General features: G+C 69.8%; 17 protein-coding genes. 10 read left to right on the top strand and 7 right to left on the bottom strand.

The window, feature by feature from the left end:
* The first annotated feature begins 26 nt into the window (after positions 1-26).
* Positions 27-1,184: an ROK family transcriptional regulator gene (locus tag AB0E69_RS28630; protein ID WP_360152673.1), complete on the top strand. Its 1,158-nt coding sequence runs from the start codon at positions 27-29 to the stop codon at positions 1,182-1,184.
* 25 nt (positions 1,185-1,209) lie between these two features.
* Here AB0E69_RS28630 and AB0E69_RS28625 read toward each other — a convergent pair whose 3' ends face one another.
* From AB0E69_RS28625 to AB0E69_RS28615, 3 genes are read right to left on the bottom strand one after another with little or no spacing between them, the layout of a single operon-like run.
* Complete coding sequence (locus tag AB0E69_RS28625; RefSeq protein WP_360152670.1) at positions 1,210-1,866, bottom strand: DinB family protein; 657 nt, start codon at positions 1,864-1,866, stop codon at positions 1,210-1,212.
* Positions 1,863-2,669, bottom strand: a complete 807-nt coding sequence (gene thiD / locus AB0E69_RS28620; RefSeq protein WP_360152667.1) for a bifunctional hydroxymethylpyrimidine kinase/phosphomethylpyrimidine kinase — start codon at positions 2,667-2,669, stop codon at positions 1,863-1,865. Before thiD ends, AB0E69_RS28625 begins: the two co-directional genes overlap by 4 nt.
* Position 2,670: 1 nt before the next feature.
* Positions 2,671-3,633, bottom strand: coding sequence for a thiamine-phosphate kinase (locus AB0E69_RS28615; RefSeq protein WP_360152664.1), 963 nt, complete (start codon positions 3,631-3,633; stop codon positions 2,671-2,673).
* 131 nt (positions 3,634-3,764) lie between these two features.
* On the opposite strand from AB0E69_RS28615, the gene AB0E69_RS28610 reads away from it, so the two are divergent.
* The 5 genes from AB0E69_RS28610 (at position 3,765) to AB0E69_RS28590 (ending at position 7,315) form a co-directional block, all read left to right on the top strand.
* The gene (locus AB0E69_RS28610; protein WP_041290445.1) at positions 3,765-3,998 is read left to right on the top strand and encodes an Lrp/AsnC ligand binding domain-containing protein; all 234 of its coding nucleotides are present in this window, start codon (positions 3,765-3,767) and stop codon (positions 3,996-3,998) included.
* A gap of 33 nt (positions 3,999-4,031) precedes the next feature.
* Complete coding sequence (locus AB0E69_RS28605; protein ID WP_360152661.1) at positions 4,032-4,490, top strand: DUF3515 domain-containing protein; 459 nt, start codon at positions 4,032-4,034, stop codon at positions 4,488-4,490.
* 129 nt (positions 4,491-4,619) lie between these two features.
* A complete protein-coding gene (locus AB0E69_RS28600; RefSeq protein WP_360152658.1) occupies positions 4,620-5,036 on the top strand; it encodes a YciI family protein in 417 nt (138 codons plus the stop codon).
* A gap of 7 nt (positions 5,037-5,043) precedes the next feature.
* The gene (locus AB0E69_RS28595) at positions 5,044-6,243 is read left to right on the top strand and encodes a sigma-70 family RNA polymerase sigma factor (RefSeq protein ID WP_360152655.1); all 1,200 of its coding nucleotides are present in this window, start codon (positions 5,044-5,046) and stop codon (positions 6,241-6,243) included.
* A gap of 661 nt (positions 6,244-6,904) precedes the next feature.
* Positions 6,905-7,315, top strand: coding sequence for a hypothetical protein (locus tag AB0E69_RS28590; protein ID WP_360152652.1), 411 nt, complete (start codon positions 6,905-6,907; stop codon positions 7,313-7,315).
* Here the strand turns inward: AB0E69_RS28590 and AB0E69_RS28585 are convergent.
* Both AB0E69_RS28585 and AB0E69_RS28580 read right to left on the bottom strand, forming a co-directional pair.
* The gene (locus AB0E69_RS28585; protein ID WP_360152649.1) at positions 7,312-8,442 is read right to left on the bottom strand and encodes a D-alanine--D-alanine ligase family protein; all 1,131 of its coding nucleotides are present in this window, start codon (positions 8,440-8,442) and stop codon (positions 7,312-7,314) included. The genes AB0E69_RS28590 and AB0E69_RS28585 overlap by 4 nt on opposite strands.
* Before the next feature lie 58 nt (positions 8,443-8,500).
* A complete protein-coding gene (locus AB0E69_RS28580; RefSeq protein WP_360152647.1) occupies positions 8,501-9,718 on the bottom strand; it encodes a cytochrome P450 in 1,218 nt (405 codons plus the stop codon).
* 114 nt (positions 9,719-9,832) lie between these two features.
* On the opposite strand from AB0E69_RS28580, the gene AB0E69_RS28575 reads away from it, so the two are divergent.
* Positions 9,833-10,438, top strand: a complete 606-nt coding sequence (locus AB0E69_RS28575) for a TetR/AcrR family transcriptional regulator (protein WP_360152644.1) — start codon at positions 9,833-9,835, stop codon at positions 10,436-10,438.
* Complete coding sequence (locus AB0E69_RS28570) at positions 10,435-11,541, top strand: aminotransferase class I/II-fold pyridoxal phosphate-dependent enzyme (protein ID WP_360152641.1); 1,107 nt, start codon at positions 10,435-10,437, stop codon at positions 11,539-11,541. Before AB0E69_RS28575 ends, AB0E69_RS28570 begins: the two co-directional genes overlap by 4 nt.
* Positions 11,542-11,572: 31 nt before the next feature.
* Here AB0E69_RS28570 and AB0E69_RS28565 read toward each other — a convergent pair whose 3' ends face one another.
* The gene (locus tag AB0E69_RS28565) at positions 11,573-12,742 is read right to left on the bottom strand and encodes an MFS transporter (protein WP_360152638.1); all 1,170 of its coding nucleotides are present in this window, start codon (positions 12,740-12,742) and stop codon (positions 11,573-11,575) included.
* A complete protein-coding gene (locus tag AB0E69_RS28560) occupies positions 12,739-13,476 on the bottom strand; it encodes a DeoR/GlpR family DNA-binding transcription regulator (protein WP_360152635.1) in 738 nt (245 codons plus the stop codon). Before AB0E69_RS28560 ends, AB0E69_RS28565 begins: the two co-directional genes overlap by 4 nt.
* A 76-nt stretch (positions 13,477-13,552) precedes the next feature.
* Between AB0E69_RS28560 and AB0E69_RS28555 the strand changes: the two genes are divergently transcribed.
* Both AB0E69_RS28555 and AB0E69_RS28550 read left to right on the top strand, forming a co-directional pair.
* Positions 13,553-14,719 carry an MFS transporter gene (locus AB0E69_RS28555; RefSeq protein WP_360152632.1) on the top strand — a complete coding sequence of 389 codons (1,167 nt, stop codon included), beginning with the start codon at positions 13,553-13,555 and terminating at the stop codon, positions 14,717-14,719.
* A gap of 14 nt (positions 14,720-14,733) precedes the next feature.
* Positions 14,734-15,909 (top strand): MFS transporter, encoded by a 1,176-nt coding sequence (locus tag AB0E69_RS28550; RefSeq protein WP_360152629.1) that lies wholly within the window; start codon positions 14,734-14,736, stop codon positions 15,907-15,909.
* Positions 15,910-15,912 lie beyond the last annotated feature (3 nt).

The raw sequence follows: 15,912 nt of genomic DNA, 5'->3' as shown, positions 1-15,912 counted from the left end.
CTCCGAGCATAAGGTAGAACCATGGTATGACTCCAGTGCGCCGGGGACAGTGGCAGACGGCATCGGACGTGCTGTCCCAGCTCAGCCGGCAGCCCGGTATCACCCGGGCCGCGGTCGCGCGCACGCTGCGGTTGAGCACGGGTTCGGCGACCGAGGTGACGGCTCGGCTACGCGACGTACAGCTGCTCACCGAAGTACCAGCGCCGAGTCAGGGTCGTGGCCGGCCGACCACGCTGCTCAAACCGCATCCAAAAGGACCTGTGGTCCTGGCACTCGATCTGCGGCCGAGCAGTTGGCGGCGTGCCGTGGTGACGGTGGACGGGTCGCTGCAGGAGCCGCAGTACCACCGGCACCGCAGCCGCCGGGGGCAGGTCGTACTGCGCAACCTCCGACGCGAGGTGGAGCGCACACAGGCCCGGTATGGCGACAGGCTGCAGATCGTCACGCTCTCCGTACCCGGGCCGGTCCTGGACAACCGTCTGCTGCAGACACCCCTGCTGGAGTGGTCGGAGCTGGACCTGAAGCCGGTCACCGCAGGCACCGGTCTGCCACTGCTCGCTGGGAACGACGCCACGCTCAGCGGGGTCGCTGAGGCGCGCACGGGCGCAGCTGCCGGCGCTGGTACGGCGCTGCACCTGATCATCGAGGTCGGCATCGGTGGGACGCTGCTGATCGACGGCGTACCCGCGCGGGGCGCGTCCGGGTCAGCTGGTGAGTACGGGCATCTCCCCTTCGGCGACTCGTCCCGCGCTTGCCCGTGCGGGTCTCGCGGATGCTGGGATCTGGATGTGGACGGCCGGGCGCTGGCGCGGCACCTACGCCAGCCTCAGCCTGATGACGCGGTCGCATACGCCGAGCAGGTGCTTTCCCGCACGGACCGACCCGCGCGCACCGCCGTCGGCCAGGTAGTAACCGCTCTGGCACGCGGCATAGCCGGCCTGGTCAACGCCCACGACCCAGACGTGGTCACTATCGGTGGCCTGGCCATCCCCCTCCGAGCCGCCGCCTCCCCCACCTTCGACGACACGTACGTCAACGGCCTGATGGCGTTCCACCGAGCCGCGCCACCACCGGTCCTCGCCGCCACCCATCAGACCGACGGCCCACTCCGCGGCGCCGCAGCCCTAGCCCTCGACCGCCTGACCAGCGAGCCCTCCATAGCGTCCTGGGCAGCCACCCACTAGCCGGGAGGGGCCATCCGGCAGCCCTCTAGTCAGCAGCCCGCTCGGCCGCGACCTCCTCGCCGGTCGCATCAGCAGCCGTCTCGGTCTCCCCGGTCGGCTCGACCGCCTCTTCCTCAACCACCCGCGGCTTGGGGACGATCGGGGGTTCGAGCTTGGCGAGGATCTCGGTGATGTCGTGGCGGTGGTGCTGGATCTCGTGAGCGGTGTGCCGGATCAGCCAGCCCAGTGAGCGAGGCGCCCGGACCGGGTAGTTGTACAGACCCAGCTTGCCCAGCTCCTGCGGCTTCAGCGGCCGCGCCGCAGCCCCGAATTCGCGGGCGAACCGCATCAGCGCCGCAGCAACCTCCATCGGGTCCTGGTCCTCGTACTTCGCCTGCTTGACCCGGCCGGTCCGGTCCATCGGCGCGTACACCGGCCGGTCCTCCGCCAGGCACTGCGCGATCCGCGCCCGCTGCACCTCGAGCACGTCACGGACATGGCACGCATACTCGATCGCCGACCACACCTCCGGCTCTGGCCGCAGCCGCACCACGCTCGGGTCCGGACCGGCCGCGGCCTTTGTCAGCGCCATACTGCAGTCCGCCGCCTGCTTGATCAGCAACGTGACGGTGCCCTGCAGGTCACCGGTGTCGTAGTTGAACCCGCACTGCGCGCAGTACCCGTCGACTGGCGGCTGCTTCAACTTCCACTCCCTCGAAATCGCCACGCGTGATCCACCGGCCCGATCCCGTCCCCGAGGGCGAACCCGGCCGCGATCGCTCCGGTCACATACTCCTTCGCAGCGCCGACCGCACGCGGTACGTCGTACCCGCGAGCCAGGTACGACGCGATCGTGCTCGCCAGCGTGCAGCCCGTGCCGTGCGTGTGCCGGTTGTCCAGCCGGACCGCACTGTACGACCGGCGCACCCCAGGTCCGTACAGCACGTCCACAGCCGCCTGACCGACGTCGTGGCCGCCCTTGACCAGCACCCAGCCCGCACCGGCCTCCAGCAGCACCTTCGCGGCGAGCTCCCGGTCCTCTACCGCCTCCAGGTCGACCCCCGAGACCGGACCGAGCTCAGTGAGGTTCGGTGTGAGCACTGTGGCCAGCGGAACGATCTCCGACCGCACTGCCTCCATCGCGTCGGCCGCCAGCAGCGCGTCACCGTGCTTCGACACCGACACCGGGTCCACCACCACAGGCACCGACGGCGGAAGCGTGCGGAGCAGCGACGCGACCACCCGCACCATCGACTCGGACGCCAGCATGCCGGTCTTCACCGCGTCGACGCCGATGTCGTCGACCACGCTGTGGAACTGGGCCCGGACCTGCTCCTCCGGCAGCTCCCACGCGCCCTGCACGCCGAGACTGTTCTGCGCCGTGATCGCGGTCAGCACGCTCATGCCGTGCACGCCGTTGGCGAGCATCGCCTTCAGGTCCGCCTGGATCCCGGCGCCTCCACCGGAGTCGGAACCGGCGATGGTCAGCACTCTCGGCGGCGGCATCTCAACTCCTGAAGTGGGTGTGTCCGGTGTCCGCAGCATACGGCGCGCCGTCGACCGTCACGGTCCCGGCCGGGCGCTCTTCATTGCCCTCAGCAACCGAGCCGATCACGGTCCAGCCCTCGGGCACGTCCGCCGGCTCGAACGTGCCGACCAGCGCGTGGTCCTCACCACCGGTCAGCACGAACTTGAGCGCATCTGTCCCGGTCGCCGCAGCCACGGCCTGAAGCGGCTCCGGCACGGTCAACGCCTGGGTGTGGATGTCGATGATCACCTGGCTCGCCTCGGCGATGTGCCCGATGTCCGCCAGCAGCCCGTCGCTGACGTCGCACAGCGAGGAGGCGCCGGCCAGCGCGGCCCGCGGACCTTCGGCGTACGGCGGTTGCGGGCGCCGGTGCGCCTCGACCACGGCTCGCGGCGAGCGGAACCCGCGGGCCAGCACGGACCAGCCGGCCTCGGCCCACCCCAGGCGGCCGACGTAAGCGACCTCGTCTCCCGGGCGCGCGCCGGACCGCAGTACCGGCTGGCGCCCGTCGAGCGTGCCGAACGCGGTCACCGAGACCACGATCTTGTCCGACTGGACCGTGTCGCCACCGACGATGCTCACGTCTACCAGCTCGCACTCGTCGACCAGGCCCTGGTTCAGCTCGAGCGCCCATGCGGTCGGCAGGTCGGCGGGCGCGCCGAAGCCAAGGACAAGGGCGGTGGGCCGGGCACCCATCGCCATCACGTCTGCGAGGTTCTGCGCGGCGGCCTTGCGGCCCACGTCGTACGCCGAGGACCAGTCCCGGCGGAAGTGCCGACCCTCGACGAGCAGGTCCGTGGTGATCACCATCCGCCCGTCCGGTACCGCCAGCACGGCAGCGTCGTCACCCGGACCGACCAGGACGTCCTCACCTGTGGACAGCCCCTTGGTGAAGGCCGCGATCAGCCCGAACTCACCCGTGCTCCCCAACGTCTCTGTCACGTCAGCAGACCTCCCATATCGCCAGATGGAGTCTAGGCGGTACCGTGACCGGGCAACGAAGAGTACGCCCGGCCCCTTCGCAGTACCCATGGCCGGTGCCAGCTGAGGACGACTGAGTGGAGAACGACGTGGTGGTCCAGGCCTACATCCTGATCCAGACCGAGGTCGGCAAGGCTGCCGACGTCGCGGCACAGATCGCCGAGGTCCAGGGCGTCACCCTGGCCGAGGACGTCACCGGTCCGTACGACGTGATCGTCCGAGCGGAAGCCCGCAACGTCGACGAACTGGGCAAACTGGTGGTTGCCCGGGTCCAGAACGTGCCCGGCATCACCCGCACCCTGACCTGTCCCGTCGTCCACATCTGACCACCACGCCCGGGGTTACCGCCGTCTTTTCGCATGCCTAAACGTCTCGTCGCCGTCCTCGGCCTACTGCTGGTTGCCGCCGGCTGCAGTCCGGGGCCCACGCCGGTGCCCGTGCCCTCCCCTGCGCCCGAGGTCGCGGCGGCGTGCGCCGACCTGATCAAGGCGCTGCCGGCGAAGGTCCTCGACCAGGACCGGCGTCAGGCGACGCCGCTCAGCCCGCTGACCACGGCGTACGGCGATCCGCCGATGGCGATGACATGCGGGGTCACGCCGCCGGCCGGGATGGCCGAGGCGCAGTCGCAGTGCTTCGAGGTGAACGGGGTCGGCTGGTTCGCCAAGGAGGTCCAGAACGGCTTCGTCTTCACCACGATCGGCCGATCGCTGTACTTCGAGGTCGCGGTGCCGAGCAAGTACCACCCGGAGGCGAACGCGCTGACGGACATCTCCGACGTTGTCCACAAGTTCGACAAACTCGTCACGCCCTGTACCTGACGACGGCATACTCCCTGCGAGAACCTCTTCTCGCGGTTTCGGGCCGGATCGGTGTCCGGTTCCGGGCCGCGGGGGCGACGTCTCGGGTGAAGGCATCCGCGGTGGGTGCCCGGACGACGGGAGCAGCAGATGAAGTACATGATCCTCACGTACGCGTCGCAGCAGGACTACGACGGGATGGCGGGCAAGGACACCGGGAAGCCGGCCTGGACCGCGGAAGAGTTCGCGGCGATGGGCGCGTTCATGGAGAAGTTCAACGCCGACCTCGCGGAGTCGGGTGAGCTCGTCGAGACGCGGGCGCTGGCGGCGCCGGTGCTGACCCGGCGGCTGGGGTCGCAGGACGGTCAGTCGGTGGTGACGGACGGGCCGTACGCCGAGACCCAGGAGGTGCTGGCGGGGTACTGGATCGTCGAGTGCGAGTCGTTCGACCGCGCGACCGAGATCGCGGCCCGGCTGGGCGAGACGCCCGCGCCGGAGTTCCTCCGCGCGACGGCGTACGCCGACATCCGGCCGATCGTCGAGGGCAGCGACGAGCTGGTGGAGTGAGATCGGCATGACCGTTGCTCTCGAGGATCTGCTGCGGGAGCTGGCGCCGCAGGTCCTCGGGGCGCTGGTCCGGCGGTACGGGCATTTCGACACGGCCGAGGACGCCGTGCAGGAGGCGCTGCTCGCGGCGGCTCGGCAGTGGCCGGAGGACGGCGTACCGGAGAGTCCGCGGGGCTGGTTGATCACGGTGGCCTCACGCCGGCTGACGGATCTGCTGCGGCGGGAGCAGGCCCGTCAGGCGCGGGAGGAGCGGGTGGCGCAGTGGGCTCCGCAGGGCGATTCGGTGGCGGACGTCGACGACACGTTGGTGCTGCTGTTCCTGTGCTGTCATCCGTCGCTCTCGGCGGCGTCGCAGATCGCGTTGACGCTGCGAGCGGTGGGTGGTCTGAGTACGGCGGAGATCGCGCGCGCGTTTCTCGTGCCGGAGGCAACGATGACGCGGCGGATCACCCGCGCGAAGGCGACGGTGAAGGAGAGCGGGGCACGGTTCACACTGCCGCCGGACCGGGACGAGCGGCTGGGCGCGGTGCTGAAGGTCGTGTACCTGATCTTCAACGAGGGCTACGCGAGCACGGCCGGCCCAAGCCTGCAACGCGTGGAACTGGCGGCCGAGGGCATCCGGTTGGCCCGGCTCCTCCATCGTTTGCTGCCCGACGACAGCGAGGTGGCCGGATTGCTGGCCCTGATGCTGCTGACGGACGCCCGCCGCCCAGCGCGGACCGGTCCGCTCGGCGAGCTGGTTCCCATGGCGGAGCAGGACCGCTCCCTGTGGTTACGCCCGCTGATCAAGGAGGGCGTGTTGCTGATCACGGCGACCCTTCCCCGTGGTCCGGTCGGCCCCTATCAACTGCAGGCCGCCATCGCCGCCGTACACGACGAGTCCCCTTCGGCCGACGAGACCGACTGGCCCCAGATCGTCGCCCTCTACGAGGTCCTCCTGACCCTCACCGACAACCCAATGACCGCCCTCAACCACGCGGTCGCAGTAGCCATGTCCCAAGGCCCAACCGAAGGCCTCCGCCTCCTCGACCCCCTCGAACAAGACCCTCGCATCGCCGACGACCACCGCCTCTTCGCAGTCCGAGCCCACCTACTCGAAATGTCAGGCAACCCCACCGCCGCCCGCAAAGCCTACGAACAAGCAGCCACCCGAGCCACCAGCCTCCCCCAACAACGCTACCTACGAACCCGAGCCAACAACCTCTAACCCCAAGCGCCGGCAGCCGAGGACTTCCGCCGCGGCCCCATCCGCAGGTCCGTCGAGCGGTACGACGGACGCGGCTCCAACGCGCCAGGTCGCCCGGAACTGCATACGAGGACAGTCGAATGCCCCACCACGACAGCTACTCCGAGCAGGTGCGCCGCGAGATCGAGTCGTCCAGGCAAACAAATGCGGTGGTACGGCAGCGCCGCGGCCACGACGGTGGCTAGGGCGGACGACGTACGGCAAGCCGGTATCACGCCGCGAGCTGAGAACGTCCCGAGCGGCCACGAGGTTCGCGTACGACGAGATACCTCGGCCCCGGTCATCTCCTGCCTTTCTCACGGAAACGCTCACGCCAAGTGATCCTCGGATCCATCCACGCATCCAAGCGCCTCCGTCGATCTCCTCACACCTGGGCTGACGTACACCCGCAGGCGAAGACTGCCGACGTACAAACGCGCCCTCACCGTGCACGTCCGACGGCTATCACGCGGCGACCGCCAATCCCCCGCAGTACCACCAGGTCCTCCGCACCCGCAGTACCTAACCAACAGCCACCCACTCGCCCGCTGGAGCCTTCAGCTGCGTCTACTCGCACTGCATGCCCACGGCGAGACCGACGCCTATCAGCACCTCACCTCGAATACATCGCCGTATCTGCTCCATGCACCTGCTCACCCCACCCGACCGCGCGCCTCGGACGCCGTACCCCGCCTGCACCTCGTCGTACCCGCTCGCCGCACCGCGGAGCTCCCGGCGGGAACCGCCGTACCTGGTCGCCGTACCCGCTCGCCGTACCCGCTCGCCGTACCCGCTCGCCGTACATCGCCTACACCTCGTCGTACCTGCTCGCCGCACCACCGGCGTGCCCGGCGCGAACCGCCGTACCTCCCGCTGCTCGCTGTACCTGGTCGCCGTACCCCGTCGCCGTACCTGCTCACTCACCCGACCGCGCTTCACAGACGCCACACCTGCTCGCCGTGCCCGCCCGGGGGCCGTACCCCGCCCGCACCTCGGCGTACCTGCTGGGCGTACCTGCTGGGGGTACCTGCCCGCGGTACCTGCTCGGCGCTAGCGGAGGCCGGTGGGGCGCGATGTAGCCAGGGTTAGGAGGTGGTCTACCACCGTGGGGTAGTCCTTGCCGGAGGCTGACCAGAGGCGGGGGAACATGCTGGTGGGGGTGAAGCCGGGCATGGTGTTGATTTCGTTGATGATGATCTTGCCGTCGGCGTCGTAGAAGAAGTCGACGCGGGCCAGGCCTTCGGCTTCGATGGCGTCGAAGGCGGTGAGGGCCTTGGCGCGGATCTCGGCGGTGACGTCCTCGGGGAGGTCGGCGGGGACCGAGAGCGCGGTGTACTCCTCGCCCTCGGGGAGGTACTTCGTCTCGAAGTCGTAGAAGTCGTGGCCGCCGCCGGAGACGACGACCTCGCCGCAGACGCTGGCGATCGGGTCGGTGTCGTCCAGGCCGCCGAGGACGCCGACCTCGATCTCGCGCGGGTCGTTCGCGGACGCCTCGACGATCACCTTCGGGTCGTGCAGCCGCGCCGCCTCGACCGCGTCGTCGAGCTCGTCCAGGTCGTTCACCTTGCTGACGCCGAGGCTCGACCCGCCCCGGCTCGGCTTCACGAAGACCGGGTAGCCGAGGGCATCGACCGCCTTCCGGCACGTCTCCGGGTCGCGTCGCCAGTCGCGGTCGCGGATCACGACGAAGGGCGTGACCTCGAGCCCGGCGGCCTGGAAGACGACCTTCATGTAGTGCTTGTCCATCCCGACCGCGCTGGCCAGCACGCCGGCGCCGACGTACCGCATGTCGGACATCTCGAGCAGACCCTGGAGCGTGCCGTCCTCGCCGAACGGGCCGTGCAGCAGCGGGAAGACCACGTCGACCTCACCGAGCGTGCTCGGCACCGACCCCGGTTCGCTCACGATCAGCTCGCGGTTCGTGCCGAACAGGACCGGCGCCGCGGTGATGTCGACCTCGGGCAGCCTGCCGTCGGTGATCGCCAGCCGCTCCGGGTCGCCGTTCTCCAGCACCCAGTGGCCGGTGGTGCTGATCCCGACCGGGACCACGTCGTACTTGTCCCGGTCGATCACCTGCAGCACGTTCGCCGCGGTCACGCAGGAGATCGCGTGCTCGCCCGACCGGCCGCCGAAAACGACGGCGACGCGAGGCTTGTGCTGGTCCTTCGAGTGCTCACTCACCGGCTCGACGATAGCGGTCCGCGGCGCCGCAACCGACCAGGGTTCGGTTAAGAGCTGTTCAGATCGCAGTGGGTAACGAACCATCCCAGGTGACCGGCAGTGCTGACACACCGTAAACGAGCGTGTTGTCCTTGTACTCGATCTCCTCGAACGGTACGGCGAGCCGCAGCGTCGGGATCCGCCGGTACAGCCGCGTGAACACCTCCTGCAGCTCCACCCGCGCCAACTGCTGCCCGAGGCACTGGTGCGGGCCGAAACCGAACGCCAGATGCGCGGCCGGCGAACGCCCGAGATCGAGCCGGTCTCCGTCCGGGAACACGCTCTCATCGCGATTCGCCGAGGCCAGAGCCGCGATCAGGAAGCTCCCCGCCGCCATCGTCTCCGCCCCGACCGGTACATCGTCCGTCACGTGCCGGAACAGCCCGAACTGAACCACCGACAGGTACCGCAGCAGCTCCTCGACCGCAGCCGGCGCCAACGACGGATCGTCCCGTAGCGCCTCCAGCTGAGCCGGATGCCGCAGCAACGCGAGCGTGCTCAGGGCAATCATGTTGGCCGTGGTCTCGTGGCCGGCGATCAGCAGCGTGATGCCGATCGACACCAGCTCAGGCACAGTCAGCGGGTCTCCCAGCTCCTCGCCGCGCGTGATCAGCCGCGACAGCAGGTCGTCAGACCGTTGAGCCTGCTTTGCCAGCACCAGACCCGCTACGTACTGGTTCAGGCCATCCGCGACCCGCATGATCTCGGCGCGGTCCCCGTCCACCCGGACCAGCTCCGCGCTCCGCCGCTGGAACTCGTCGCGATCCTGGTACGGCACGCCGAGCAGTTCGCAGATCACCAGCGACGGAATCGGCAGCGCGAAAGCCCGCACCAGATCGACCGGCCCGGAGGCCGCCAGCATCGAATCGATCTGCGCCTCGATCATCGAAGCGATCCGCGGCCGCAGCGCCTCCATCCGCCTGGCCGCGAACTCCGTCGCCAGCAACCGCCGCAGCCGTTTGTGGGCCGCGCCGTCCACGTGCAGGATCTGCCCGCTCTCGACGTCCCGGTCCAGGTCGGCGTCCGGGATGACGTGGTCCGACGGCGCCGACCGCGAGCTCAGCCGGGTGTCCCGGAGCAGGGTACGAACCTCGTCGTACCGGCTCGCGACGTACGCGTCGACGCCGGCCGGGGTGGAGACCTTCGTCAGGCCGTCGGCGGCGCGATAGTCCGCGTACTCCCGGGCGGGGTCGAACGGGCAGCCGGGCGGGCGGCCGACGGGGAAGCTCTCGGTCATCGCAACCCTCTCACTCAGGCTCGATTCTGACAGTGACTACCATATGGCTGAATCAACCGATTGGGAGAGTCGCTCGGCGCGTCGGCACCCGGTACTCTGCCCGCGGAGGTGGAGATGGGACTGCGCGAGGTGAAGCGGCAGCGGACCCGCCGGCTGATCGCGGACAAGGCGTTCGAGCTGTTCGGCGACCACGGCTTCGGCCGGACCACGGTCGAGCAGATCGCGGCGGCCGCCGAGGTCGGTCCGAGCACGCTGTACCGGTACTTCCCGACCAAGGAGACGCTGGTCCTCGAGTTCGTCGAGGACTGTCTCGTCGACGCGATCACCTGGTACGGCGAGCAGTCCGAGCTGGACCTGCCGGCCGGCCTGCAGGCCGTGATCGAGCGTGTCCTCGAGCAGCTGGCGACCAACCCGGGCCGGATCCAGGCCGTGTTCGAGCTGGCCGCGCAGGCCGGGTCGGTCAGCGCGCACCTCAACGAGCTGATCTGGCGGTTCCGCATCGACCTGACCAACGAGCTGGTCCGCCGGATGCCGACCGCCGCGCCGCAGCAGGCCGAGTTCACCGCCGCACTCTCGGCCGGGATCGCGATGAGCATCATCGAGACCGTGGTCCGGATCTGGGTCGAGAACCCCGCGACGGTCGACCTCAAACAGCTGGCGCGCGCAGCTATGAGCCGGCTCCGCGACGGCGCGATCCCGCTCCCGGAAGGCACCGAATGACTCTCGATCCGTCCACCGTCGTCGTCCACGCCGGCCGTCCGGAGCGGGTACCGAACGCGCCGGTCGGCGAGTCACCGGTCTTCAGCTCGACGTACGTCGCGGACGGCGACCGCGGGTACGGGCGTTTCGGCAACGACGCCTGGTCCGCGCTCGAGGTGACGCTGGGCGAGCTCGAAGGCGGCCGCGGGCTGACCTTCGCGTCCGGCATGGCGGCCGCAGCAGCGATCGTCGATCTCGTCCCGGTCGGCGGGCGTGTAGTCGCGCCCCAGCACGCGTACTCCGGTGTCCTCGCGCTGCTCGATCAGCAGGCCGAGCAAGGCCGGCTGACCGTCACCAGGGTGGATGTCGCGGACTCCGAGACCGTGATCCAGGCGGTCGAGGAAGGGGACATGCTGTGGATCGAGTCGCCGACCAACCCGGCGATGGAGGTCGCGGACATCCCGGTCATCGCGGCGGCGGGTCGGGCAGCGGGTGCAGTGGTGGTTGTGGACAACACGTTCGCCACTCCCCTGCTCCAGCAGCCGCTGCAGCTCGGGGCGGACATCGTGATGCACTCGGCAACCAAGTTCATCTCCGGGCACTCGGACGTGGTGCTCGGCGCGGCGATCACGGCCGACGACGCGCTGTACGAAGCGATCGACCTTCGCCGGCGGAGCCTTGGCGCGATCCCGGGGCCGATGGAGGCGTGGCTCGCGCTGCGTGGGTTGCGGACGCTGGCGCTCAGGCTCGAGCGGGCGCAGAGCAACTCGGCCTTCCTCGCCGAGAAGCTGCAGCAGCACCCGAGGGTGAGCCGGGTGCGCTACCCAGGGCTCGAGGACGACCCTGGGCACGAGCGGGCGGCGAAACAGATGTCCGGGTTCGGGGCGATCTTGTCGTTCGAGCTCGGTGGAGATGCGGCCGCGGCGCAGAAGCTGTGCGAGAGCACGAAGCTCTGGGTGCACGCGACCAGTCTCGGTGGGGTCGAGTCGATGCTGGAGCGCCGCCGTCGCTGGGCGCTGGAGGTACCGACGATCCCGGACGACCTGATCCGGCTGGCCGTCGGGATCGAGCACCCCGACGACCTCTGGGCCGACCTCGAGCAGGCCCTCAACACCGCAACCTGACCACCGCCCAGCGACAGGACTCAAGCACAGCTCAACGGCGCGACTTGAGCACCGGTCCGCCGAAGAACGTCAGGACGCACAGCACCACCGGCAGGATGAACGCGAGGTTCAGCGGCATCCAGTGCGCGAGCCCGCCGATCAACGCCGGCCCGGCCAGCAGACCGACGTACCCCATGCCGACCACGCGCGCCATCAGCGCGCCCGAGGACCGCGGGTCGAGGTTGCCCGCGGCGGTGAACAGCTGCGGTACGCCGCCCGCCAGGCCAAGCCCGAACACCGCCCAGCCGACCAAACCAACCGGCACCGACGGTACGACGATCACCACGGTCAACCCGACCGCCGCCATCGCCGCACCCCAGCGAACGATCGCCGCCGGCCCGACCACGGCCGCGACCCGGTCGGTGAGGAACCGCCCGACGGTCATCGCGACGGCGAACGAGCCGTAGGCGTAGGCAGCAGTACTGACAGAGGTCCCGAGGATGTCGCGGAAGTGCAGCGCGGCCCAGTCGTTGGCGACCCCTTCGGACAGCATCAGCCCGAAGGCGAGACCGCCGAGCGCCCAGACCAGCTTGGCCGGAGGCTTCACCCGCTCACCCTCGACCACATCCTCCGGCGGAACAGTTGCCTCCAGCAAGAACCGGCTCGCGGCCAGGGCGATCCCGATGCAGAGCAGACCCGACAGTCCCAGCGTGACCTCGGTCGGGACCTTCGCGCGCAGCGTGGCGGCACCGACGACGGCCGCGATCGCTCCACCGATCGACCACATCGCGTGGAACGCGGCCATGATCGGCCGCGGGTAGCCGCGCTCGACCACGACCGCCTGCGCGTTCATCCCGACGTCGATCGAACCGTTGCCGAAACCAACGAGAATCAGGGTCAGCCCTAGCGTCCACCAGTTCGTGGCCAGCCCGGGACCGGCGAGTGCGATGCCGAGCAGTACGCCGGCCGCCGGGACGAGCCGGCGCTGCCCGAGCCGGTCGACGAGCGGACCGGCCACCTGCATGCCGGTGAACGCCGCGCCACCGAGGACGAGCAGCAGGAGCCCGAGCGTGCTGTGGGTGATACCGGTCCGCTGCTCGATGCTCGGGATGTGCACGACCCACATGCCGACGGCAAACCCGTTCAGCCCGAAGTAGGACCAGGTCGCGACCCGCGCAGCACGAGGGGGTGCGGTCACGGGCCGCTGGTCAGTGGCGCTCAAGGGGCAACCTCTACTAGGACGCCGCGCTGGGTCAGGAGCGTGCGCTGGTCTTCGGGGGCGGAGTCGTCGGTGATGATCAGGTCGGGGCGGTCGGCCGGGCAGACGAAGGCGAGCGCGGCCTTGTCCCATTTGGCGCTGTCGGCCAGCACGATCGAGCGGCTGGCGACGTCCAGCGCAGTCTGCTTGACCTCCGCGTCACCGAGATCGAAGGCAGTCAGGCCCGCGTCCAGACTGAAGGCACACGGACTCAGTACGGTGACGTCGAAGCGCAGCGCCCGCAGCGACGCAACGGTCAGCGGCCCGACCAGGGACAGCTCGCCCTTCCGCGCTTCCCCACCGGGCATCAGCAACCGGATCCTTGGCGCGTCGGCCAGCTCGTACGCGACCTGGAGGGACAGCGGCATCACCGTAAGCGCCCGGTCATGCAGCAGCTTGGCCGTCTCGAGCGCCGTCGTACCGCTGTCGAGCACGATCGTCTCGCCGTCGCGCAGATGCTCCACGGCCGCTCGGGCGATCGCCTGCTTGGCGGCGACCGCGGCCTGCGCCCGGAGCGAGTACGGCGGCTCCACGCCGGACGGCATCGCCGAGACCGCACCGCCGTGCACGCGCTTCAGCACCCCCTGCGCGGCGAGGAAATCGAGGTCGCGCCGCACCGTCATGTCCGACGCCGAGGTCGCCTCGACCAGTTCCTGGACGGACACTCGGTCGACGGCCCGTAGTCGTTCTACGATCATTTGATGCCGTTCCGCGCTTCTCACACGCAAAAAACTACCATCTCGATGATCGATCAAACAGATAGCGTGTTTGCTTGTGACTGAAGACACCACGCTCGTCAAGCGGTCGCGGTACGCCGTCGCAGCCGTCTTCTGCGTGCACGGATCGGTGACCGGGTCGTTCGCGACTCGGGTGCCGTGGATCCAGGAGCACGCCGGAGTGTCCGCCGGCCAACTCGGTCTGGCGCTCGCGTTCCCGGCCCTCGGCGCCGCGCTGATGATGCCGCTCGCCGCCCGGGTCAGCCACCGCTTCGGCACCAGGAACGCGCTCCGCGGCCTGCTGGCGCTCTGGACCCTCGCGCTGGTCCTGCCCTCCCTCGCGCCCGGCCTGCTCACACTCTGCGCGGCCCTGCTCATCTACGGCGGTACGGCGGGGATGGCCGACGTCGCGATGAACGCGCTCGGCGTCGAGGTCGAGCACCGGCTGAAGAAGTCGATCATGTCCGGTCTGCACGGCCTGTGGAGCGTCGGCGCGTTGATCGGATCGGCGGTCGGGACGCTCGCGGCACACAAGAATGTCAACGCCCAGCTCCATCACGCGATCGCGGCCGCCGTACTCACGGTGGTCGGACTGGTGGTCTGTCAGTTCGTGCTGAACCTGCATCCGGCGGAGGACGAGGAGCCGCCGGCGCGGTTCGCGTTGCCGCCGAGGTCCGCGTTGCTGATCGGCGCGGTCGGGTTCTGCGCGGTCTTCGCCGAGGGCGCGAGCCTGGACTGGTCGGCGGTCTACCTGCGCGACATCCTGGACAGCTCGGCCGGGGTCGCGGCCGGCGCGACGACCGGGTTCGCGTTGACGATGGCGATCGCGCGGATCACCGGCGACGCGGTGGTCAACCGATTCGGCGCCGTGCGGACCGTCCGGTGGAGTGGAGTGGTCGCGACAGCCGGTGGCCTGCTCGTGGTGCTCTCGCCGAACGCGCCGGTCGCGATGCTGGGCTTCGGTCTGATCGGGATCGGGATCGCGGTCGTCGTCCCGCTGGCGTTCGCCGCGGCCGGCCACACCGGGCCGAACCCGAGCCAGGCCATCGCCGGCGTGGCCACGATCACCTATGCGTCCGGCCTGGTTGCGCCGTCGATCATCGGCGGCATCGCCCAGGCGAGCAACCTGACCATGTCGTTCTTGGTCGTCACCGCGCTCGCCGTAGGCCTCGCGCTCTTCGCCCCGGTCCTCTCGACGCGCACCCCCGTGCGCGCCGAGAGCTGAGTGGAGGCCTGTCGGTGACACCAGCCGAGGTTGCGGTTCGCCGGCGGTTCGCGGTCATCACGGCGACTGCCTTCGTGGTCGCGTTGACCCTGCGGCCGGCGTTGACCGCGGTCGGTCCGGTGGTTCCGCGCATCGGTGCCGACGAGCACCTCGGCGAAGGCGTCCTCGGTCTGCTGGGCACTCTCCCGCTGCTGGCCTTCGGGGTCGCCTCACCGCTCGTGCATCTGGTCGCCAGACGGTTCGGCCCCGAGCGTGCGGTCTTCGGCTCGCTCCTTGTGCTCGCCGCCAGTACCGCGCTCCGCCCGTACTCCGGTCTGCCCGGTCTCTGGATCGGCACGGTGGTGATCGGCGCCGCGATCGCGGTCGGCAACGTGCTCGTTCCCGTCCTCATCAAGCGCGACTACCCGAACCACGTCTCGCGCGCGACCGGCGTCTACTCGGCTTTCATCACCGGCGGCGCGGCGGTCGCCTCGCTGCTCGCCGTACCGATCGCCGACGCGGTCGACTGGCGGCTGTCGCTCGCGGTCTGGGGTGGCCTCGCGCTGCTCGTTGCCGTGATCTGGCTGCCGCGCACGATTTCACCGGACCCGATGCCGCCGCGGCCGACGTACGACGAGGCGCCGCCGGTAAGCGTCTGGCGGCAGCGGATGGCATGGCTGGTCACGTTCTACATGGGGCTGCAGTCGACGAGCTTCTACCTGCTGGTGAACCGGCTGCCCACGATCGAGATCTCGAACGGCGTGTCCGAGCGGACCGCCGGGGTGCATATCTTCCTGTTCCAGTGCTTCGGCCTGATCGGCGGCCTGTGCATCCCGTTCCTGATGCGGCACCCGACCAACCAGCGGCCCGGCACGATGACCGCGAGCATCCCGATCCTGATCGCGCTCCTCGGCCTGCTGTTCGTGCCGGGCCTCGCCCTGCTGTGGGCCGTGGTCGCCGGTCTCGGGCAGGGCTCGGCACTGGTCGCAGCGCTGACCCTGATCAGCGTCCGCGGCCGCAGCCACCACGAGACGACGCAGCTGTCCGGGATGGCACAGGCGGTCGGCTACCTGCTGGCTGCGGGCGGTCCGGTCCTCGCCGGCTTCATCACCCAGCAGACCGGCGGCTGGGACACGACCCTGGGCGTGTTCGCCGTACTGGCCGCCGTCCAGGTCGTCCTCGGCTTCGCCGCCGGTCGCGACAATCGGTAAGCC

The organism is Kribbella sp. NPDC026611, from assembly GCF_040638345.1.
Lineage (GTDB): Bacteria > Actinomycetota > Actinomycetes > Propionibacteriales > Kribbellaceae > Kribbella.
This window is presented reverse-complemented; position numbering and strand designations above follow the sequence as displayed.